The sequence below is a fragment of the Shewanella phaeophyticola genome (genome assembly GCF_025398315.1).
Classification (GTDB): domain Bacteria; phylum Pseudomonadota; class Gammaproteobacteria; order Enterobacterales; family Shewanellaceae; genus Shewanella; species Shewanella phaeophyticola.
This window is the reverse complement of the sequence record NZ_JAODOQ010000001.1, coordinates 3,065,808-3,088,216: the sequence shown is the minus strand read 5'-3', so window position 1 is coordinate 3,088,216 and position 22,409 is coordinate 3,065,808. Positions and strand designations below refer to the sequence as shown.

At 43.4% G+C, this 22,409-nt stretch carries 13 protein-coding genes and 3 pseudogenes; 14 read left to right on the top strand and 2 right to left on the bottom strand.

The genetic code is table 11. From position 1 onward, the window contains the following. Window positions 1-8 precede the first annotated feature (8 nt). Window positions 9-476, top strand: a complete 468-nt coding sequence (gene bfr / locus N4T56_RS14270; RefSeq protein ID WP_261733678.1) for a bacterioferritin — start codon at window positions 9-11, stop codon at window positions 474-476. 133 nt (window positions 477-609) lie between these two features. Further along, entirely contained in the window at window positions 610-1,689 is a 1,080-nt protein-coding gene (dinB, locus tag N4T56_RS14265; RefSeq protein WP_261733677.1) for a DNA polymerase IV, read from the top strand. Window positions 1,690-1,757: 68 nt separating this feature from the next. Here dinB and N4T56_RS14260 read toward each other — a convergent pair whose 3' ends face one another. Next, on the bottom strand, window positions 1,758-3,221 hold the full coding sequence (locus N4T56_RS14260; protein WP_261733676.1) for an aminoacyl-histidine dipeptidase: 1,464 nt from the start codon (window positions 3,219-3,221) through the stop codon (window positions 1,758-1,760). A gap of 163 nt (window positions 3,222-3,384) precedes the next feature. On the opposite strand from N4T56_RS14260, the gene N4T56_RS14255 reads away from it, so the two are divergent. The 4 genes from N4T56_RS14255 (at window position 3,385) to N4T56_RS14240 (ending at window position 9,652) form a co-directional block, all read left to right on the top strand. Further along, window positions 3,385-4,926: a M17 family metallopeptidase gene (locus tag N4T56_RS14255; RefSeq protein WP_261733675.1), complete on the top strand. Its 1,542-nt coding sequence runs from the start codon at window positions 3,385-3,387 to the stop codon at window positions 4,924-4,926. A gap of 871 nt (window positions 4,927-5,797) precedes the next feature. Continuing rightward, window positions 5,798-7,087, top strand: coding sequence for an NCS2 family permease (locus N4T56_RS14250; protein WP_261733674.1), 1,290 nt, complete (start codon window positions 5,798-5,800; stop codon window positions 7,085-7,087). Window positions 7,088-7,257: 170 nt separating this feature from the next. Beyond that, complete coding sequence (gene proB / locus N4T56_RS14245) at window positions 7,258-8,367, top strand: glutamate 5-kinase (protein ID WP_261733673.1); 1,110 nt, start codon at window positions 7,258-7,260, stop codon at window positions 8,365-8,367. 10 nt (window positions 8,368-8,377) lie between these two features. Next, entirely contained in the window at window positions 8,378-9,652 is a 1,275-nt protein-coding gene (locus N4T56_RS14240; protein ID WP_261733672.1) for a glutamate-5-semialdehyde dehydrogenase, read from the top strand. Window positions 9,653-9,997: 345 nt separating this feature from the next. Here the strand turns inward: N4T56_RS14240 and N4T56_RS14230 are convergent, their stop codons facing one another. After that, a complete protein-coding gene (locus tag N4T56_RS14230) occupies window positions 9,998-10,333 on the bottom strand; it encodes a hypothetical protein (RefSeq protein ID WP_188917218.1) in 336 nt (111 codons plus the stop codon). A gap of 403 nt (window positions 10,334-10,736) precedes the next feature. On the opposite strand from N4T56_RS14230, the gene dnaK reads away from it, so the two are divergent. From dnaK to carB, 8 genes and pseudogenes are all read left to right on the top strand, one after another. Beyond that, window positions 10,737-12,659: a molecular chaperone DnaK gene (gene dnaK, locus N4T56_RS14225; protein WP_261733671.1), complete on the top strand. Its 1,923-nt coding sequence runs from the start codon at window positions 10,737-10,739 to the stop codon at window positions 12,657-12,659. A gap of 111 nt (window positions 12,660-12,770) precedes the next feature. Next, window positions 12,771-13,898, top strand: a complete 1,128-nt coding sequence (dnaJ, locus tag N4T56_RS14220; protein WP_261733670.1) for a molecular chaperone DnaJ — start codon at window positions 12,771-12,773, stop codon at window positions 13,896-13,898. 110 nt (window positions 13,899-14,008) lie between these two features. Continuing rightward, window positions 14,009-15,241 (top strand): DEAD/DEAH box helicase, encoded by a 1,233-nt coding sequence (locus N4T56_RS14215; protein ID WP_261733669.1) that lies wholly within the window; start codon window positions 14,009-14,011, stop codon window positions 15,239-15,241. A gap of 97 nt (window positions 15,242-15,338) precedes the next feature. Then, window positions 15,339-16,144: pseudogene (locus N4T56_RS14210) on the top strand (M48 family metallopeptidase). A gap of 81 nt (window positions 16,145-16,225) precedes the next feature. Beyond that, window positions 16,226-16,843, top strand: coding sequence for an FKBP-type peptidyl-prolyl cis-trans isomerase (locus N4T56_RS14205; RefSeq protein WP_261733668.1), 618 nt, complete (start codon window positions 16,226-16,228; stop codon window positions 16,841-16,843). Window positions 16,844-16,916: 73 nt separating this feature from the next. Next, window positions 16,917-17,730: pseudogene (gene dapB, locus N4T56_RS14200) on the top strand (4-hydroxy-tetrahydrodipicolinate reductase). 171 nt (window positions 17,731-17,901) lie between these two features. Continuing rightward, on the top strand, window positions 17,902-19,059 hold the full coding sequence (carA, locus tag N4T56_RS14195) for a glutamine-hydrolyzing carbamoyl-phosphate synthase small subunit (RefSeq protein WP_261734836.1): 1,158 nt from the start codon (window positions 17,902-17,904) through the stop codon (window positions 19,057-19,059). A 22-nt stretch (window positions 19,060-19,081) separates the two neighbouring features. Beyond that, window positions 19,082-22,304 (top strand): annotated as a pseudogene (carB, locus tag N4T56_RS14190) (carbamoyl-phosphate synthase large subunit). Window positions 22,305-22,409: the final 105 nt, after the last annotated feature.

Here is a 22,409-nt window from a genome sequence, read left to right as displayed (position 1 = left end):
GATTTATCATGAAAGGCAATCCAGAAGTTATCGACGCCCTAAACCTACTGTTAGCTGGCGAACTATCAGCAATGGATCAGTATTTTGTTCATGCTCATATGTACGAAGATTGGGGATTTAACGAATTATATACCCGTATTTTGCATGAGTCTGATGACGAAAAATTACACGCGGCAAAGCTTGTTCAGCGCATTTTGTTTTTAGAAGGCACTCCAGATGTTGCTAGTCGTGAAGCATTAAACATCGGTAAAGATGTGCAAGAAATGCTAAAAAATGACCTAGATTACGAATACAAAGTTGCAGACGATTTACGTCGAGTTATAAAACTGTGCGAAGAAAAAGCCGATTATCAAACCCGTGAAATCTTAGAAGTATTGTTAGATGACACTGAATCAGATCACATGTACTGGTTAGAAAAGCAATTACGTTTAATTGACCGTGTAGGTTTGCAAAACTATCTACAAAAGCAAATGTAATTGATTGCTTTATGCCATGTAAACTACTCAAAAGCCCAACTGTTGTTTGGGCTTTTTTGTTTCCGATCGATTGAATACTGTTTTTATATACAGTAATATAAAATCAGTTGAATTATTCAGTGACGGTTTAAGAATGCGTAAAATCATTCACATCGATATGGATTGTTACTATGCTGCCGTTGAAATGCGCGATTTTCCGGAGTTACGAGGAAAACCCATTGCCGTAGGTGGTAGAAGCGATCGCCGAGGCGTGATAAGTACCTGCAGTTATGAAGCGCGCCAGTTTGGTGTGCGCAGTGCTATGTCGAGTTATCATGCTTTGCAGCTTTGCCCGCAGTTAATTTTGGTACCCGGACGGATGGATGTATATAAATTTGTTTCGGGGCAAATACGCGAAATTTTTCATCGTTATACCGATTTGGTTGAGCCGTTATCGCTAGATGAAGCCTACCTTGATGTCACTGATTGCACCGAACAAAAAGGCAGTGCCACTTTAATCGCTAAAGCGATACGCGATGAGATATTTGCGGTAACAGGATTAACCGCATCTGCTGGTGTCGCGCCAATTAAGTTTTTAGCAAAAATAGCCTCAGATTTAAACAAACCTAATGGGCAATATGTGATCACTCCCAACCAAATTAGTGACTTTGTTAAAGACTTACCGTTAAGCAAAATTCCTGGTGTGGGCAAAGTCACTACCCAAAAGTTAGCCGATCTTGGCTTAACAACGTGTTTTGATGTACAGCAGTATCCCCAAGCCAAACTCATTGAGGCTTTTGGTAAGTTTGGCCATGTGCTTATTGAGCGGTCTCAAGGGATTGATCATCGTCAAATTAGTCCGCACAGGGTTCGCAAATCGGTGGGCGTTGAAACCACCTTAGCCAAGGATATATTCACTCTAGAGCAATGCCATCAAGTTTTACCGCAACTGATCCAGGAATTAAGTGCACGGGTACAACGCAGCGCTAAAGACCGTATAGTGAACAAGCAAGTCGTCAAGCTCAAGTTTAATGACTTTAAACAAACCACCATTGAACAGCGCAGTGATGAGATATCGGTGAATGTGTTTTACCAACTGCTTGAACAAGCATTATTACGTGCAGAAGGTCGGGGAATAAGGTTAATCGGTGTGAGTATAGGCTTAGTTGATATGACTGCGGCTAACAACAATGAGGCCGATGCTAATTTGACTCAGCTCGACTTAGCATTTTAGATTGCGCAGAAACAATAAAGGCGACATCAAAGTCGCCTTTATTATTAAATTGAATCATTTACTTATGATTAGGCATTTTTTGCTGGAATACGCGCTAGCACGGCTAATAATAATTCCCAGTATTGGCCAACAGTGGTGATGTTCACCATTTCATCAGGGCTGTGTGGGTAGCGAATGGTAAGTACAATCGAGACCATATCCATTAGCGGATAAGGCTCTTTAAATAAACCACATTCAAGACCTGCGTGGATAACCATAATAGTCGGATCTTTCTTATAAATATCATTATAAGTGTCACGCACAATGGCCATCACTGGTGAACTACTGTCTGGCTTCCAGCCAGGATAAGCGCCACTTAAATCAATACTGGCACCGGCTAAGTTTGCCAATGCCGTGAGCGTGCCGGCAATTTCTTCACGGCCAGAGTCGATTAATGAACGAATAAGGCATAACACTTCAACGCTCTCATCTTCGGTGCTAATTACACCAATATTGAGTGAGGTTTCGGTGACACCTTCCACTTCATCGCTCATGCGGATCACCCCGTTCGGGCTGGCATGAAGTAAATCGATTAAGGTGTTTTGTGCATTTTCGCCCATCACTTTTGCTGGTGCGCTAATCTCAGCTAAGGTCAGTAACATATCTGGGTCAGCAATTGCTAACTCTGCGCGCACTAATGCTTGAAAGCTTGCTATAGCCTCATTAAGTGCAGCAAGATTTTCGCTTGGTAGCATAAATTCAATATTGGCTTCACGCGGTATGGCATTGCGTAAAGATCCACCCGAAAAGCTGACTAACTCAAGTGCTAACTCGTCACTGTATTTAAACAAAAAGCGAGCCAGTAATTTGTTGGCATTACCACGACCCAAGTGAATGTTAACCCCAGAGTGACCACCTTTTAAGCCTGACAAGGTTAATGAGAAGCTCGCATTACTTTGCTCCGGAGCTTGCCAAGACATAGGCACACTGATTTGTGCATCTACACCACCAGCACATCCCATGTAGATTTCACCCTCTTGTTCAGAGTCTGTGTTAATCAGGATGTCGGCATCAAGGTAACCTGCCTCTAAGCCAAAAGCACCTGTCATGCCGGCTTCTTCATCAATGGTAAGTAATACTTCTAGTGAATCATGTTTAATGTCAGAGCTGCCAAGAACGGCTAACGCTGAAGACATGCCGATCCCGTTGTCAGAGCCTAAAGTTGTGCCTCTGGCTTTAACCCAGTCACCATCAACATAGGCTTCGATTGGATCGGTTTCAAAATTATGCACTTTGTCGGCATTTTTTTGCGGCACCATATCGATGTGTGCTTGTAGCACAACGGTTTTGCAATTTTCCATGCCTGGCGTAGCAGGCTTACGAATAATTAAATTGCCTACTTTGTCTTCAACAACCGCAAGCCCTTGAGCTATAGCCCATAGCTGGATATGTTGCGATAACGCCTGTTCATGTTTTGAAGGATGTGGAATAGCGCAAATTTGTTCAAACCATTGCCAAAGAGGCTGAGGATATAATTGAGTTAATGCAGTCACGAAACGCCCTCTATGAATAATTCAGTCGGATACGACAGATATCAGAATATTTTAACATATTCTGCGGTGTTACTTGATATTGCCACACCGATTTGCCAATGTTTACTCCACAAATCTGTAAATAATTATGAACCAATAACGCTGTTGTTGAATAAGGACTTTTATGACTCAAATAAATCAAACTGCGCAAGCATTTCAAGTACCTTTCATTGATGTCACCAGTGACGAAGCCATTTTTGAAGGTGAAGGATGGGATGCTGTGGTGGTTATTGTGCCGAGCCTTGCTGATATTAAACAAGATGAAATTAATTTACTGGCTGCCCATGCTAGCCAAATTGATATGCGTGTTGGCCAAAGTGCCACTTTACTGTTTGCGCCAGGCCTAGCCGGTGGTCGTCTAATTATTTCGCCGGTGGCAGATACTGATAATGCTTACCATGATGTACGTGTGTTTGCTAAAGCTGCCCGTGAGGGAATTGCTATTGCAAAAGCAGCTGGTGCCAGTAAACCATTACTCGTTGTGCCAGCGGTAAGTGGTACGCGCTTTCAATATGCACAACAAGTTGCAGCTTTAGCGTGTGGGCAAGAGTTATGGCAACCATTAGAAGCGCGTGAAGCTAAGTCATTAACACCAAGTTTAACCGCAATAGGCTTGCTTAATAGCGCATCTCATAGCATGTTAATTAACGCTGCAGAATCAGGAAGAGTACTGGCGCGAGATCTTTGCGGTACCGAACCTGAGCGAATGTCTGCCATAGGCTTTGCCCAATATTGCGTGGATGCTTTTGCAGATAGTGGATTAGCGGTTTCTGTCATAGACCAAGTTGAGCTGTTAAATACTGACTACCCGTTATTAAGCGCAGTGGGTCGAAGCTCGTTTGATGTTGCGCGCCATCACCCTCGAGTGGTGAAACTAGAATATGTGGGTGAAGGTACTATAACTAAAACGTTATTCTTTGCCGGTAAAGGGGTGGTTTACGATACAGGTGGAGCGGATATTAAAGTGGCTGGCTCAATGGCTGGTATGAGTCGTGATAAAGGCGGTGCAGCGGCTGTAGCAGGGTTAATGAAAGCATTATCCATTATTAAACCAAAAGGGGTAAAGGTTGTTGCAGAGCTTGGTTTGGTGAGAAACAGTATTGGTAGCGATGCCTTTGTAACAGATGAGATCATTACCAGCCATGCAGGCATGCGAGTGCGTATTGGCAATACCGATGCTGAAGGGCGTTTAGTGCTTGCCGATTTATTGTCGCATTTACGTATTCAAGCACAAAGCGCAATTAATCCTCAGTTGTTTTCGGTAGCAACCTTAACAGGCCATGTTGTAAGGGCATATGGCGGTTATCCGGCATTAGTTGAAAATAGTGAGGCTAAAAAACAAGGTGTAGCAACGTTATTGGCTCAGACAGGTGAGCAATGGGGCGAGCCATTTGAAGTGTCACGTTTACGTCCTGAGGATTTTGATAAAGTGGCAGATAAAAATGGTGCTGCTGATGTGGTGTCATCTAATAACGGTCCGTCATCAATTACTGCTCGAGGACATCAATATCCAGCAGCGTTTTTAATTAACGCATCTGGCCTAGGGCAAACGGCGTTGCCTTTTACCCATATTGATATTGCAGGTAGCGCTGTAGAGGGCGATCCCTTATATGGTAAGCCAACCGCTAGCCCATTGGTTACTTTATTACAATTTACGATCCTGTAACTTTTTTGTTGCAACATGTTGTTTATGTGGTGTAAATGTCAATGTTAACAACTTTTAAACAATAGTTGCACATAGTTTTAATACAAAATATCTGTAATAAAATCACTTTTTGAGAGGTTTTTGTGAATTTAAGCAAATAATACTTGTAATTAAATTACAGTTTTGTATAATTCTTCTCGTCGACAAGCATTGCGATTGTCGACTCTAGTTAATCCAGGATGGATATAGCCTCCAAGGAGCTGAGTGACAAGTTGTCTCAACGGATTTGAGAAATGTACGTTCCAAGGAACCGAGCCAAGCTTTACTAGGTTTATACAACTTAACTTTATTCAGGAGAAAGACTATGTCTTACACAGGTAACAGCAAAATTTATTGGCAAAACACTTGGTTTGCCGACGTAACCGTTTTACGTGGCGGTATATTCGCCATGAAACTTTAAGATTTGACCCTCTTAAAGTTGCTTTAATATCCATCAACCTTTTGTTCGTCTCGTTTGACGTTTTAGACAAGGTGGTAAATTATTTGATTTATCGCCACATCACGTTAAGTGGTGCTAGCTTTCCTTTCCCCATATGGGATGCTTGTAACATGTCTGCCTACTCTATTGAGTAGGCTTTTTTTTGCCTCAAATTTATTAATTCGCTGTATAAAAAACTGAAATCTTTGAATAAAAAGGCGGTTTGTAGCTATCAGTGTTGTAAATAATTATAATCTCCCTCCTTAAAGTTGGCATAGCTTCACATTGTTGGTTTTATGATCCCGTTATACTGCTTTATTGTGTTGCGTGACAGCTTGATGATTGAGTCAAAGCCCACCTATTGCAATTAAAACAATTACTTATATTTAACCCTTACCCAAGGAACCTTGTTCCATGTTAGAAAAATTATTTAAATTAAAACAAAACAACACTAGCCTAAAGCAAGAAGTTGTCGCCGGTTTAACCACCTTTTTAACCATGGCATACATCATTTTTGTTAACCCAATGATGTTAGCTGACGCCGGAATGGATCACGGTGCAGTATTTGTCGCGACCTGCTTAGCTGCTGCAGTGGGTTGTTTAATTATGGGATTATTAGCTAATTATCCCATCGCACTAGCACCAGGGATGGGATTAAATGCCTTTTTCACCTACACAGTAGTGGGTGAGATGGGTTATAGCTGGGAAACTGCATTAGGTGCGGTGTTTATGTCTGGCGTGTGCTTCTTAATTTTATCGTTAGTGAAAATCCGTGAATGGATTGTCAACAGTATTCCAATGTCACTGCGTTTTGGTATTGCAGCGGGTATCGGTTTATTTTTAGCACTAATTGGTTTAAAAAGTGCCGGTATTGTAGTGGCAAGTCCTGCAACCCTAGTCACTATGGGGGACATCACGTCTTTCCCTGCGATGATGGCAGCATTAGGCTTCTTTTTGATTATCGCTATGGTGCAACGCGGACTTAAAGCGGCGGTCATTTTCAGTATTTTGATTGTGACAGTATTAGGTTTGTTATTTGGTGATGTGCAATATAACGGACTGGTTTCAATGCCACCTTCAATTGCGCCAACCTTCATGAAAATGGACCTATCAAGCGTACTTGAAGTGAGTATGTTGTCGGTTATTTTTGCCTTCTTATTTGTCGACTTGTTTGATACTTCTGGTACTTTGGTTGCCGTGGCTCAGCGTGGCGGTTTACTTGATGATAAAGGCCGTTTACCACGAGTTAAACGTGCGTTAACTGCTGACAGTGTTGCAACCATTACTGGCGCTGCACTAGGAACATCAACTACTACTAGTTATATTGAAAGTACTGCGGGTGTAAGTGCCGGCGGGCGCACCGGATTAACAGCGGTGGTTGTTGGTTTGTTGTTTGTTGCCGCGTTATTTATTTCACCATTGGCAGGAATGGTGCCTGCATACGCTACTGCCGGAACATTGTTTTATGTCGCTATTCTAATGATGTCTGGTTTAGTCAACGTTGAGTGGGAAGATTTAACCGAAGCGGCGCCTGTTGTCGTGACATGTTTATTGATGCCATTAACCTTTTCGATTGCGAATGCGATTGGTTTTGGCTTTATCTCATATGCGGTAATTAAAATGATGACAGGTCGATTTAAAGATTTGAATTCAGGTGTATTGGTTGTAGCAGCACTGTTTATTGCTAAATTTGCTTACAGTTAATGAGCCATTAATAAGTCGATTTATCAACAGTTGAACAACAAAAAGGGCCTTTTGGCCTTTTTTGTTGTGCAATGATAAAAAAAGCCCAGTATTAGTGGCTTTCACTATGAATTAGTCACAGAATTGGGTATAAAAATAATTCGAATATGTTTAGTTAACTGAGTGACATAATGGGATATCGCCGTGTAGTGGTTAAGTTAGGGACGAGTGTGTTGACGTCGGGCAGTAAAAAGCTTGATAAAGCACACATGGTGGAATTAGCAAGGCAAATGACCCAACTAATGCGTGCGGGTGTTGAAGTCGTTTTATGTACATCAGGTGCAATAGCCGCTGGGCGCGAACACCTGCAATACCCCGTATTTCCCGACACTATGGCAAATAAACAATTATTAGCTGCAGTAGGGCAAAGTCAGTTAATTTTAGCTTGGTCACAACTCTTTAGTATTTACGGTTTGCATGTGGGGCAGTTATTACTCACTCGCGCCGATCTGCATGATCGCGAACGCTATCTCAATGCGCGAGACACCTTAAATGCACTGCTGGCAAATAATATTATCCCGATTATTAATGAAAATGATGCGGTAGCGACTAATGAAATTAAAGTCGGTGATAATGACAATTTATCGGCTCGTGCAGCCTTGTTATGTGATGCTGATTTATTGATTTTGTTAACCGATCAAAAAGGCTTATTTGACGCCGATCCGCGCACTAACCCAGATGCGCAATTGATTAAGCAAGTGGCTAATATCGATGACAGTTTACGCTTGCTCGCGGGTGGTTCAGTCTCGGGTCTAGGTACTGGGGGAATGGCAACTAAACTCGAAGCGGCTGATATTGCCCGTCGTGCTGGTATAGAAGTCGTCATTGCGTCGGGTCATCATCCTGATGTCATCACCAAAGTGGCAGACCGTGAATCTGTTGGTACCCATTTTAGTGCAATTGAAAACCCGCTGGAAAGCCGTAAACAGTGGATTTTGGCTGGCTCTGCAACGCAAGGTAAATTAATCATAGATGCTGGCGCGTCTACCGCGGTGGTGGCCAATGGCCGCAGTTTATTGTCTAAAGGTATTGTTGCCGTTGAAGGTAAATTTGATCGCGGTGCCACGTTATTAATTATTGATCAGCAAGGTAAGGTATTGGCCAAAGGCATGAGCCGTTATTGCGCCAATGACTTATCTAAAATTAGCGGTAAGCACTCAAATGATATAGAGCACTTACTGGGCTATGACTACGGAGATGCGGTCATTCATCGCAATGATATGGTCGTACTGAATAACTAAGGATAAGCTTATGTCAGCCTCTGAAACAGAATACTTAACACAACTTGGCCAGCGTGCAAAAGCAGCGAGCTTTGTTTTGGCCTCACTATCTGCTAAACAAAAATCTGCTTTGTTGATGGAGATTTCTCATCAATTAGGTGAACGTAAAGATGATATTTTACAAGCCAATGCCCAAGATGTGGCCAATGCTAAAGCGAATGGTTTAACCGATGCGATGATAGACCGCTTGATGTTGGATGAAGGCCGTCTAGCGGGCGTTATTGCCGATATCGACAATGTTATTGCACTTGCCGATCCTGTTGGCAATGAGTCTGAAAGCCGAGTACTTGATAATGGCTTACGCCTTACACGTCGCAGTGTGCCATTGGGTGTCGTCGGGGTGATTTATGAAGCGCGCCCCAATGTGACTGTTGATATTGCCGTATTAGCCCTTAAAACCGGTAACGCAGTAATTTTGCGTGGTGGTAAAGAAACGATCACCTCAAACAAAGTTTTGAGCGAGGTGATACGTTCAGCACTCGCCATTCAGAAGTTGCCGCAAGATGCAGTGCAACTGATTGACTCACCAGACAGAAGTATTGTCAGTGGTTTACTGCGTTTAGATAAATATGTCGATATGATCATTCCGCGTGGCGGCCAAAATTTGCAGCGTTTGTGTGCTGAACAATCCAGTATTCCGGTCATTTTAGGGGGGATCGGAATTTGCCACTTATTTGTTGATAAACACGCTGATTTAGTACGTGCTATTGATGTGATCACTAATGCGAAAGTCCAGCGCCCGACGGTATGTAATGCATTAGATACTTTATTAGTACATCAGGATGTTGCCGCAGAGTTTGTTCCCAATATCGCCTCACATTTGCATACGCTTGGTGTGCGTTTTCATGCCTGTGGCAAAGCGGCAGGGTATTTAGACGGTTTGGGTTTTGATGTGACAGTGGCGCATGATGAGTCATTTTCAACCGAGTGGTTATCGCTAACTTTAGGCATTAAAGTGGTCAATGATATCGATGTTGCTGTTGAGCATATTAGGCAATACTCAAGTGGTCATTCTGAGGCCATTTTAACCGACGATATACACGCAGCAGCCCATTTTATGAACCAGGTAGACTCAGCGGCTGTGTATGTTAATGCCAGCACTCGGTTTACCGATGGTTCTCAATTTGGCTTAGGCGCCGAAGTGGCGGTGAGTACACAAAAATTGCATGCACGCGACTCGATGGCGCTTGATGCATTAACCACTTACAAGTGGCTTGCTTGGGGAGATTACACCAGTAGGCAATAAAATATATTGATCATCACTAGGGTCTGTTGATCTTTGCTGGTTGAATTTTGTTCGAGTTAAAAACGTTTTAATCGAGGCGAATGGATTGATGCCTAGTCATCTAAGCAACTCTTTATTTGCAAAGAATCATTCAACAAAGAGTAAAACGTTTTTAGCCGAACCCTTTGGGCAGCGTTTGTTGGCCATTTTTACTGCGTTATCGACTTTTTATGTAGAATAGCTACACCTCAAAGTCTCTGCCTTGTATAAAAGGTCAACAATTCGCTGCAAAAATAACCTTGGAAGATCAACAGACCCTAATATAAGGGCGCTAATTAGCGCCCTTATATTATGTGCAATCACGGCTTATAAATTGTAAATAAGGTGGCTTGGGGCTGCTGGTAAGGTAAATCGTTCATAGGTGGTTAATAACCAAATAATGAAAAAAGCGCAGGTCATTAGAATAGCGACAATGCGAAAAGCTTGTGCGTATTCCATGACAAACGTGAAATAACGGCGCTGAACAGAATTTGTCATGATGGTAGCAATAAGGGCAAACACACATAAATACATTGCCGGATATTGAGTACTACTTACCCCATAAAATTTTTCATAGGCCATGATTAAGCCTACAATCGTTAAGATAACAATGCGTATTTTACGTTCAGTACTGTCGCTAAAATTCCATCTTGGCAGTCCCATTGCCGATATCCCTCTATTTTACTTTCATACTCAATTTATCGAAATATTGTTATAACACTTGATCGTGTTTTTTATCAAATGTTTAGGTTGTTTTTTGTGCGTGTTAATCGTGCAGCATTCTCGAACGGTCGTTGTGATTACGCCAGGCCAGTCGCAAAGGTAAACCTTATCATCTACGACTATTTTAGCTTGTATTTATATATATCAGTAAAATGGCATAAATTTTTTGATCTTGCCCTTGTATTTCACTTTGTTGTCCCAATATAGGTATCAAGGCTGATATGAGCGGCAAAACGTGAAAGGTAAGTTAACCAACTCAAAGGTTGAAAGACACCAAGTTCACCCCCATATCAACATCAAATAACATATTTGTGACGACTAACGTCAAATTTGGAGGATCCTCATGGGCAAAATTATTGGTATCGACTTAGGCACGACAAACTCTTGTGTGGCTGTCCTTGATGGCGGCAAAGCACGCGTAATTGAAAACGCAGAGGGCGATCGTACAACACCTTCTATCATCGCTTACACTGATGATGAAACTATTGTCGGCCAACCAGCAAAGCGTCAAGCCGTGACTAACCCTGCGAACACTTTCTTTGCAATTAAGCGTTTAATCGGTCGTCGTTTTAAAGATGACGAAGTTCAACGTGACGTAAACATCATGCCATTCAAAATCATCGCTGCAGATAATGGCGATGCTTGGGTTGAAGCGCGCGGTAACAAAATGGCACCGCCACAAGTTTCTGCTGAAATCTTGAAAAAGATGAAAAAAACTGCGGAAGACTTTTTAGGTGAAGAAGTCACTGAAGCGGTAATTACTGTTCCTGCTTACTTTAACGATTCACAACGTCAAGCAACTAAAGATGCTGGCCGTATTGCGGGTCTAGATGTTAAGCGTATTATCAACGAGCCAACAGCGGCTGCGTTAGCATACGGTATTGACAAGAAGCAAGGCGATAACATTGTTGCAGTATACGATTTAGGTGGTGGTACATTCGATATCTCTATCATCGAAATCGACAGCAATGATGGCGACCAAACATTTGAAGTATTAGCGACCAATGGTGACACTCACTTAGGTGGTGAAGACTTCGATAACCGTTTAATCAACTATTTAGCAGATGAATTCAAAAAAGACCAGGGCTTAGATCTACGCAAAGATCCTTTAGCAATGCAACGTTTGAAAGAAGCGGCTGAAAAGGCAAAAATCGAGCTTTCAAGCACTAACCACACCGAAGTTAACTTACCTTACATCACTGCTGATGCAACAGGTCCTAAGCACTTAGTGGTTAAAATTACTCGTGCTAAGTTAGAGTCGCTAGTAGAAGACCTAATTCAACGTTCTTTAGAGCCTTTAAAAGTCGCCCTAGCTGATGCAGACTTATCAGTTTCAGACATCAACGAAGTGATTCTAGTTGGTGGTCAAACTCGTATGCCTAAAGTACAAGAAGCGGTAACAAACTTCTTCGGCAAAGAGCCACGTAAAGACGTTAACCCAGATGAAGCCGTAGCTGTAGGTGCTGCAATTCAAGCGGGTGTGCTTTCTGGTGATGTAAAAGACGTACTATTACTTGACGTGACGCCACTATCACTTGGTATTGAAACCATGGGTAGCGTAATGACTAAGCTTATCGAGAAGAACACCACTATCCCGACAAAAGCGAGCCAAACGTTCTCAACTGCTGACGACAACCAAAATGCGGTAACCATTCACGTATTACAAGGTGAGCGTAAGCAAGCGAGCGCTAACAAGTCTTTAGGTCAATTCAACCTTGAAGGCATTGAGCCAGCCCCACGTGGTCAACCACAAATTGAAGTGGCATTCGACATCGATGCTGACGGTATCTTACATGTGTCTGCAACAGACAAGAAAACAGGTAAGAAACAAAACATCACCATTAAAGCTTCTTCAGGTTTATCAGATGAAGAAGTAGAACAAATGGTACGTGACGCAGAAGCTCACGCTGATGAAGATGCTAAATTTGAAGAATTAGTGCAAGCACGTAACCAAGCTGATGGTTTAGTGCATGCCACTAAGAAACAAATTGAAGAAGCGGGTGACGAATTACCTAGCGACGAAAAAGAGAAGATTGAAGCGGCTGTAGCTGAATTAGAAACTGCTATCAAAGGCAAAGATAAAGAAGCAATGGACACGGCAACTCAAGCTCTTATGGAAGCGTCTGCTAAGTTAATGGAAATCGCTCAAGCTAAAGCGCAAGCTCAAGGTGGCGAAGAAGGTCAAGCACAAGATGCTGGTCAATCAAAACCTGCTGATGATGTTGTTGATGCTGAGTTCGAAGAAGTAAAAGACGACAAGAAGTAATTAACAATATCAGTTAGTTACCATTGAAGCGGGCGTTGGGGTTATCCTCATACGCCCGTTTGTATAAATTAAGTTTAGCGACTTACTCATACCTTCGAGAAACAGAACACTATGTCAAAGCGTGATTATTATGAAGTTCTTGGTGTCTCTCGTGACACCAGCGAACGCGAAATTAAAAAAGCGTATAAGCGCTTAGCGATGAAGTTTCACCCTGACCGTAACCCGGGTGATAAAGCCGCTGAAACCAGCTTTAAAGAAATTAAAGAAGCGTACGAAATTTTAACCGACAGCGACAAAAAAGCCGCTTATGATCAGTTTGGCCACGCAGGCGTTGATCCTAACCGTGGTGGACATGGCGGTGGCCAAGGTGATTTTGGCGATATTTTTGGTGATGTATTTGGCGACATCTTTGGTGGTGGTCGTCGTGGCGGCCAACGTCAAGCAGCACGCGGCAGCGACTTACGTTACAACTTAGAGTTATCGTTAGAAGAAGCCGTCCGTGGCTTAACTAAAGAATTACGTATTCCAACACTGGCAACCTGTGATTTATGTGATGGTAGCGGTGCTAAAAAAGGCACTTCTGCAACCACATGTGGCACCTGTCATGGCCAAGGCCAAGTACAAATGCGCCAGGGGTTCTTTGCGGTGCAACAAGCCTGTCCTACCTGTCATGGTCGCGGTAAAATTATCAAAGACCCATGCGGTAAGTGTCATGGCGAAGGCCGTGTTGAAAAGAGCAAAACACTGTCTGTTAAGATTCCTGCTGGTGTTGACACCGGTGACCGTATTCGTCTTTCTGGTGAAGGTGAAGCCGGTGAGTTTGGCGCACCTCCAGGCGATTTATACGTTCAGGTGAGTGTGCGTGAGCATGCTATCTTTACCCGTGATGCCAACAATTTATATTGCGAAGTGCCTATTTCATTCAGTAAAGCGGCTCTGGGCGGTGAAATTGAAGTGCCAACACTTGACGGTAAAGTGAGCCTTAAAATTCCAACAGAAACCCAAACTGGACGTATGTTCCGTTTACGCGGCAAAGGTGTTAAGTCGATTCGCAGTCACGCAGTAGGTGATTTACTGTGTAAAGTGGTCATGGAGACACCGGTGAACTTAAACGAGAAACAAAAAGAGTTATTGCGTGAGTTTGAAGCCACATTAACTGGCGAATCAAAAAAGCACAGCCCAAAAGCTGAAGGCTTCTTTGATGGCGTTAAAAAGTTCTTTCAGGACTTAAACAGTTAATTACGTTAATTAGTACCTCTTTCAAAGGCTGTTTACTGTGGTAAGCAGCCTTTTTTATTGGCGTGTACAATTAGTCATCTTCGGTTCGTAGTCATTATTAGGCGTTATCCATGTTATTTTCTGATCTCTCACTCAGCCCGGCGCTATTGAAAGCCTTACCGGCAATGATTACTGTACCAAGTCGGGTTCAGCAGTTAGCCATTCCTGCCATATTGAATGGCCAGGATGTGTTGGCTTTAGCACAAACGGGTAGCGGTAAAACCTATGCTTATGGCTTGCCTATTTTACAGCGAATTAGTCAGACTTCAGCATTAAGTTTGGCTGCAGTGCTGATTGTGCCGACCAGAGAGTTAGCCCAACAAGTTGCCCAAAATTTGCAACCATTAGCACAATCGCTTGGCTTACGTGTTGAGCATGTGTGTGGCGGTGAAGCGATTGAATGTCAAATAGAGCGATTAACCACTCCTGCTAATATATTGGTGGCAACCCCCGGGCGTTTATTAGCATTAGCTCAACAAGGTGTGGTGACGTTTAGCCAAGTGCAAAGTGTGGTGTTAGATGAGGCCGATAGATTACTGGATATGGGGTTTATTAATGATATTAATTCGCTTATCTCCATGATGCCTGTGGGACAAAAATTGTTATTGTCGGCTACCATGCCTGCTGTATTAAATGAATTGGCTCAGCAAATACTGTCTGCCACTCATGTGCATATTGAAGCTCAGGTACTCAATAGTGCGGTTGATGATATCGCGCAAATCGTTTATCACGTCAATAAAGGCAGCAAAGCGCAAGCGTTGATTCATTTGGTGCAAGCTAATCAATGGCAACAAGTATTAGTGTTTGTTAATGCTAAAGCCGATGCTGATGCATTGTGTAAAAAATTGCTTAAAGCCGGTGTCAAAGCGGCGGCGCTTCATGGAGACAAAGAGCAGGTGCTGCGCAGTCAAACACTTGAACAATTCAAATCGGGACAGTTTAGTGTATTAGTGGCTACCGATGTGTTGGCTCGTGGTATTCATATTGATGCACTACCTGTGGTGATTAATTTTGATTTACCCGCACAAGCGGCAGTGTATGTGCACCGCATTGGCCGCACTGCGCGGGCAGGGTTAGCTGGGGTCGCACTGTCATTGACGAGCCACTCAGAGATGGCTTACCTAGAAGCCATTAACACATTAACCACCCAAGCTTTGCCATTAAATGAACTTGTTGGTTTTGCCGTTACAGATAAGCCTTTGAGCGGCAGTAGTAAACGCGCACCGCGCGATAAACAAGCTAACCGCCGTACCATGAATAAACGCAGTGCGAGTGATTTTGTTAAACGAAAGCCGACACGCTAGTTTAGCTTGAGCAAGGAATGCATTGGCTAATGGGATGAGTATAAAATAAGTTAGATCATGGATTATGTTTAGTGACTTAATGTAAAAGGAAGAGATGATGAAAGCTGTTGCACTAACCTTATTGGCTGCTGCGTTATTGTCAGGTTGTGTTAATAACCAATCGCCGACTGGACGTGGGCAAACTTTGTTGTTTTCTGATGCGCAAATGCAACAAATGGGCGCACAGTCGTTTGAGACCATGAAGCAAAGTGAAAAAATCAGTCAAAATAAAGCTCAGACTGATTATGTTAATTGTATCGCCGAGCGCATTGTGGCGGTATTGCCTGATCAATCTCAGCAATGGGATGTGGTGCTTTTTGAGTCTGACCAAGTCAATGCCTTTGCGCTGCCAGGTGGCCATATTGGAGTGTATACCGGTTTATTAAATGTGGCGGCCGATCAAGACCAGCTTGCGACGGTTATGGGTCATGAAGTGGCTCATGTGTTGGCGCAACACGGTAACGAGCAAGTGTCGCGCGCGCAGTTAACTGGTCTGGGCATGCAAGTTGCCGATGCCGCAATTGGTGCCTCTGGTGTAGCCAATAAAGATTTATACATGGCTGCACTGGGATTGGGGGCCAATGTCGGGATCATTTTGCCCTTTGGTCGTAGCCAAGAATCAGAGGCCGACATCGTCGGGTTAGAGTTAATGGCTAAAGCGGGTTTTAACCCTGCAAAAAGTATTACCTTGTGGCAAAATATGGCTAAAGCAGGTGGTGTTCAAGGTGCGAGTTATTGTCTACGCATCCATCTCATAGTCATCGTATCGAAGACTTACAAGCGGCACAAAATCAAGTGATGCCACTTTATACACAGGCAAGAAAACAGTCTTTGACTGAGTGTAAAATTGCTCAAGTTAAATAATGTTTTTTGCCAACATGAGAGTAAATTATTGTGATAAACTCTCGTGCGAATTTTTAATGAATTATTGAGAGAAATTTAATTATGTCAGATTTGTTCAGCACGATGGAACAGCATGCAAGCTACGGTGTAGGCCGTCAAATGGGCGAGCAATTAGCTGCAAATTCTTTTGAAGGTATTGATATTCCTGCTGTCCAAGCTGGTCTTGCTGATGCATTTGCCGGTAAAGAAAGCCAAGTAACAATGGAAGAGCTACAAGTTGCTTTCACTGAAATCAGCCGTCGCTTACAAGAAGCTCAAGAAGTCGCAGCTGCAGCTGCTACTGCTGAAGGTGATGCATTCTTAGCTGAAAACGCAACACGTGATGGCGTCACTGTGACTGAGTCTGGTCTTCAATATGAAGTATTAGTACAAGGTGACGGCGAAAAGCCAACATACGATTCTACTGTACGTACTCACTACCACGGTACTTTCCTTAATGGTGAAGTGTTCGACAGTTCAGTGACTCGTGGTCAACCTGCAGAGTTCCCTGTATCTGGTGTTATCGCTGGTTGGACTGAAGCATTACAGTTAATGCCTGTAGGGACTAAGCTTAAATTATATGTACCACATCACTTAGCTTACGGTGAACGTGGCGCGGGTGCTTCAATCCCGCCATACTCGGCTTTGGTATTCGAAGTTGAGTTGTTAGATATTATCTAACATCACTAAAAACGCCTAAGTTAACTTAGGCGTTTTTGTATAAGCTGTTTTCAGTCAACACTGGGAGATATTTATGACTGCTAAAGTGAGAATTGCTGTAGTGGGTGCCAGTGGCCGTATGGGCTAGAACCTTGATTGAGTCTGCTAAACAGCAACAAGTGATTAAACTGGGTGCAGCCATTGATAGAGTGGGCTCAAGCTTAATTGGTGTTGATGCTGGCGAACTTGCTGGTGTGGGTACCATGAATGTGGCTATCACTGATTCACTGGATAGCGTGACAAATGATTTTGATGTGTTAATTGACTTTACCTCCCCAGAGGCTTCAATTGTTCACCTTGATTGGTGCGCTAAAAATCATAAAGCGATTGTGATTGGCACCACCGGTTTTAATCATGCTCAAAAAGAGCAAATTAATGCCTATGCTGAACAAGTTCCTGTTGTGTTAGCACCTAACATGTCTGTGGGTGTTAATGTGATGTGGAAGCTGCTTGAATTAGCCGCACAAGTTATGGGTGATTATACCGATATCGAAATAATCGAAGCGCATCACCGCCATAAAAAAGACGCACCGTCGGGTACGGCTTTAAAAATGGGAGAGGTGATTGCCGATGTGTTAGGTCGCGATTTAGAGCAATGTGCAGTGTATGGCCGTGAAGGTATCACTGGTGAACGCGACCCAAATACCATAGGTTTTGCAACCGTTCGTGCTGGCGATATTGTGGGGGAACACACCGCAATGTTCGCAGATATAGGCGAAAGGTTAGAGATTACCCATAAAGCATCGAGTCGGATGACCTTTGCAAATGGGGCAATGAGAGCGGCATATTGGCTCTCCGATCAAAATGCAGGTCTATATGACATGCAGCAAGTGCTTGGGTTGCAGTAACAATCAAAAACACCATTTATTGGTGTTTTTTTGAAAACAATCCAGTACAACATAGACGTTATTACCAATTTCTTATATACTCGACAGAATTTGTCAAAATTTCGTATTAAAGCGGAAGTTGGTATTTTAGCGCAAAATAAAAACCCAAAATTTCAGTGGCTTGGCTCTTTTCTGGAGGTCGCGTTGACACAGTCTGCCTTACTCGTACTCGAAGATGGAACCGTTTTCTCTGGCACCGCTATTGGTGCTACCGGTATCTCTGTTGGTGAAGTGGTATTTAATACTTCAATGACAGGTTATCAAGAGATTCTTACGGATCCTTCATATTCACGCCAAATAGTAACATTAACCTACCCACATATCGGTAACACGGGTACCAATGATGAAGACACCGAATCGGATGCGGTTCATGCGTGTGGCTTAATCATTCGTGATTTACCGCTTTTGGCGAGTAATTTCCGCAATCAACAATCATTAAGCGATTATTTAACAGCGAATAATGTGGTTGGTATTGCTGATATAGATACTCGCAAGCTCACTCGAATTCTGCGTGAAAAAGGGGCTCAAGCCGGTTGTATTATGGTGGGAGACCTAGACGAAGCAAAAGCCTTGGCGGAAGCAAAAGCATTCCCTGGTTTGAAAGGCATGGATTTAGCCAAAGAAGTCACTACCGATAAAGCTTATCAATGGCGCAAAGGTAGCTGGAAATTAGTCGGTGGTTTACCGTCTGACACGCCAGAGTCTGAACTTAAATACAAAGTCGTTGCTTACGACTATGGTGTTAAGCGCAATATCTTACGTATGCTGGTTGACCGCGGTTGCGACGTGACCGTTGTGCCTGCAAAAACTTCTGCAGCAGAAGTCTTGGCGATGAACCCTGATGGGGTGTTTTTATCAAATGGCTCTGGCGACCCTGAACCCTGTGACTATGCCATTGAAGCCATTCAGCAAATCTTAAAAACCGATACGCCAGTATTTGGTATTTGTTTAGGCCATCAGTTACTTGCTTTGGCTTCAGGTGCAAAAACCTTAAAAATGAAATTTGGTCACCATGGTGCAAACCATCCTGTGAGCAATATTGAGCAAGGCAATGTCATGATTACCAGCCAAAACCACGGTTTTGCTGCTGACGAAGCAACATTACCAGCCAACATTAAGGTCACGCACAAATCGTTATTTGATGGTTCACTTCAAGGTATTCACTTAACCGATAAGCCAGCGTTTAGTTTCCAGGGGCACCCTGAAGCAAGCCCTGGCTCAAATGATGCCGCGCCACTGTTCGATCATTTCATCGAGCTTATTGAACAATATCGTCAGCACGTTAAGTAATTATCTGGGAGAAGACGACGCAATGCCAAAACGTACAGATATTAAAAGTATTCTTATCCTAGGTGCCGGCTTGGATTGTAATTGGCCAGGCGTGTGAGTTTGACTATTCAGGTGCGCAAGCCTGTAAAGCCCTTCGTGAAGAAGGCTACCGAGTCATTTTGGTGAACTCTAACCCAGCCACCATTATGACGGATCCAGAAATGGCCGATGCAACGTATATCGAGCCGATTCACTGGGAAGTGGTACGTAACATTATTGCTAAAGAACGCCCTGATGCGATCTTACCTACAATGGGTGGACAAACTGCATTAAACTGCGCGCTTAAGCTTGAAGAAATGGGCGTACTGAAAGAGTTTAACGTTGAAATGATTGGTGCGACAGCTGACGCCATTGATAAAGCTGAAGACCGTAGCCGTTTTGACACCGCAATGAAAGCCATTGGTTTAGAATGTCCGCGTGCGGGTATTGCTCACAGTATGGAAGAAGCCTACGGCGTATTAGACATGGTGGGTTTCCCATGTATTATCCGTCCTTCTTTCACTATGGGTGGCAGTGGTGGTGGTATTGCTTACAACAAAGAAGAGTTTGAAGAGATTTGTTCTCAAGGCTTAGATTTGTCGCCAACCAACGAATTATTGATCGATGAATCGTTAATCGGTTGGAAAGAATACGAAATGGAAGTGGTTCGTGACCGCAACGATAACTGTATTATCGTATGTGCAATCGAAAACTTTGATCCAATGGGTGTGCACACCGGTGATTCGATTACCGTCGCTCCAGCGCAAACCTTAACTGACAAAGAATACCAACTTATGCGTAATGCTTCTTTAGCAGTACTGCGTGAAATTGGTGTTGAAACGGGCGGTTCAAACGTTCAGTTTGGTATTTGCCCTAATACTGGCCGTATGGTGATCATTGAGATGAACCCGCGTGTATCGCGCTCATCTGCATTAGCCTCTAAAGCCACTGGTTTCCCTATTGCAAAAATTGCCGCCAAGTTAGCGGTGGGTTTCACATTAGATGAACTCAGTAACGACATTACCGGTGGTAAAACGCCTGCATCATTTGAGCCAGCAATCGATTACGTTGTGACCAAAGTGCCGCGCTTTAACTTTGAAAAGTTTGCCGGTGCGAATGACCGTTTAACCACGCAAATGAAATCGGTAGGCGAAGTGATGGCCATTGGCCGTACTTTCCAAGAATCGTTACAAAAAGCGCTTCGGGGTCTTGAAGTGGGTCGCAATGGTTTTGACTCAATTATTGATTATAAGTCTACAGAAGGCTTACAGCGCATTCGTCATGAGCTTAAAGAGCCTGGATGTGACCGTATTTGGTACATTGCTGATGCTTTCCGTGCAGGATTATCGCGCGATGAAATCTTCAAGTTGACCAATATTGATCACTGGTTCCTTATTCAAATTGAAGACTTGATTGCTGATGAAGCCAAAGTGGCTGAATTAGGCATGTCAGGTTTGAATGAAGAGGTTTTACGTAAGCTTAAACGTAAAGGTTTTGCTGATGCTCGTCTTGCTGATGTGTTAGGTGTTAGCGATGCTGAAGTGCGTAAATTACGTCACCGCCATGAAATCTTCCCTGTATACAAGCGTGTAGATACGTGTGCTGCTGAGTTTTCAACAGACACAGCTTACATGTACTCAACCTACGAAGAAGAATGTGAAGCAACCCCATCAAACCGTGACAAAATCATGGTGTTAGGTGGTGGTCCAAACCGTATTGGCCAGGGTATCGAGTTTGATTATTGCTGTGTACATGCTGCATTAGCTTTACGTGAAGACGGTTACGAAACCATTATGGTTAACTGTAATCCAGAAACCGTATCAACCGATTACGACACGTCTGACCGCTTGTACTTTGAACCGGTAACCTTAGAAGATGTACTTGAAATTGTACGTATTGAAAAGCCAAAAGGTGTGATTGTGCAATACGGTGGTCAAACGCCATTAAAACTTGCCCGTGACCTTGAAGCGGCTGGCGTGCCGATTATTGGTACTAGCCCTGATGCAATTGACCGTGCAGAAGACCGTGAACGTTTCCAACAAGCGATTCAACGTTTAAACATGATTCAACCACAAAACGCGACTGTAACAACAGTTGAAAGTGCTGTGATTGAAGCTGGAAATATTGGTTATCCGTTAGTGGTTCGTCCATCTTATGTGTTGGGCGGTCGTGCGATGGAAATCGTTTACGACCAACAAGATTTGCTACGCTACTTCAACGAAGCCGTTAAAGTATCTAACGCATCACCTGTGTTACTTGACCACTTCCTAGACGATGCGATTGAAGTGGATATCGATGCAGTGTGTGACGGTGAAACTGTGGTTGTGGGTGCAATCATGGAACACATTGAGCAAGCGGGGGTTCACTCTGGTGATTCTGGTTGTTCATTACCACCTTATACCTTGAGTGCAGATATCCAAGCAAGAATGCGTGAACAAGTGTCTAAACTTGCGTTTGAGCTGGGTGTTGTTGGCTTGATGAACGTCCAATTTGCAGTGAAAGATAACGAAATCTACATGATTGAAGTTAACCCTCGTGCAGCACGTACGGTACCGTTTGTCTCTAAAGCCACAGGCGTACCGTTAGCTAAAATTGCAGCACGTGTTATGGCGGGGCAAAGCTTAAAAGCGCAAAACTTCACGAGTGAAGTTATCCCACCGTATTTCTCGGTTAAAGAAGTGGTTTTACCGTTTAACAAATTCCCAGGTGTTGACCCATTATTAGAGCCTGAAATGCGCTCTACTGGTGAGGTGATGGGTGTGGGCGATACATTTGCCGAAGCGTATGCAAAAGCGCAACTTGGCGCGACGTCAGAAGTGCCAAAATCAGGCCGTGCCTTATTATCTGTGCGTAACAGTGATAAAAAACGTGTTGCAGATTTAGCCTCTAAGTTGATTGAATTAGGTTACGAAATTGATGCGACTCACGGCACAGCCATTATCTTGGGTGAAGCAGGTATAAATCCTCGCTTAGTCAACAAAGTACATGAAGGCCGTCCGCACATTTTGGACCGTATTAAAAATGGTGAATACACTTATATCGTCAATACCACTGAAGGTCGTCAAGCCATTGAAGACTCGCGTCAAATTCGCCGCGGTGCATTGCGTTATAAAGTGAACTATACCACCACACTCAACGCTGCATTTGCAACTTGCCTCGCGCACGCTGCCGATGACCGCGTAAAAGTGAGTTCGGTACAAGAGCTGCATAAGCGTATTGTTGGTTAAACCATAAAGCGTTACTAAAAGGTCGCCATATGGCGACCTTTTTTATGACATTTTGGTGATGGATCACTAGCAAGTCGTTAAAAGCTTAGGTAAGCTGTGATCAAT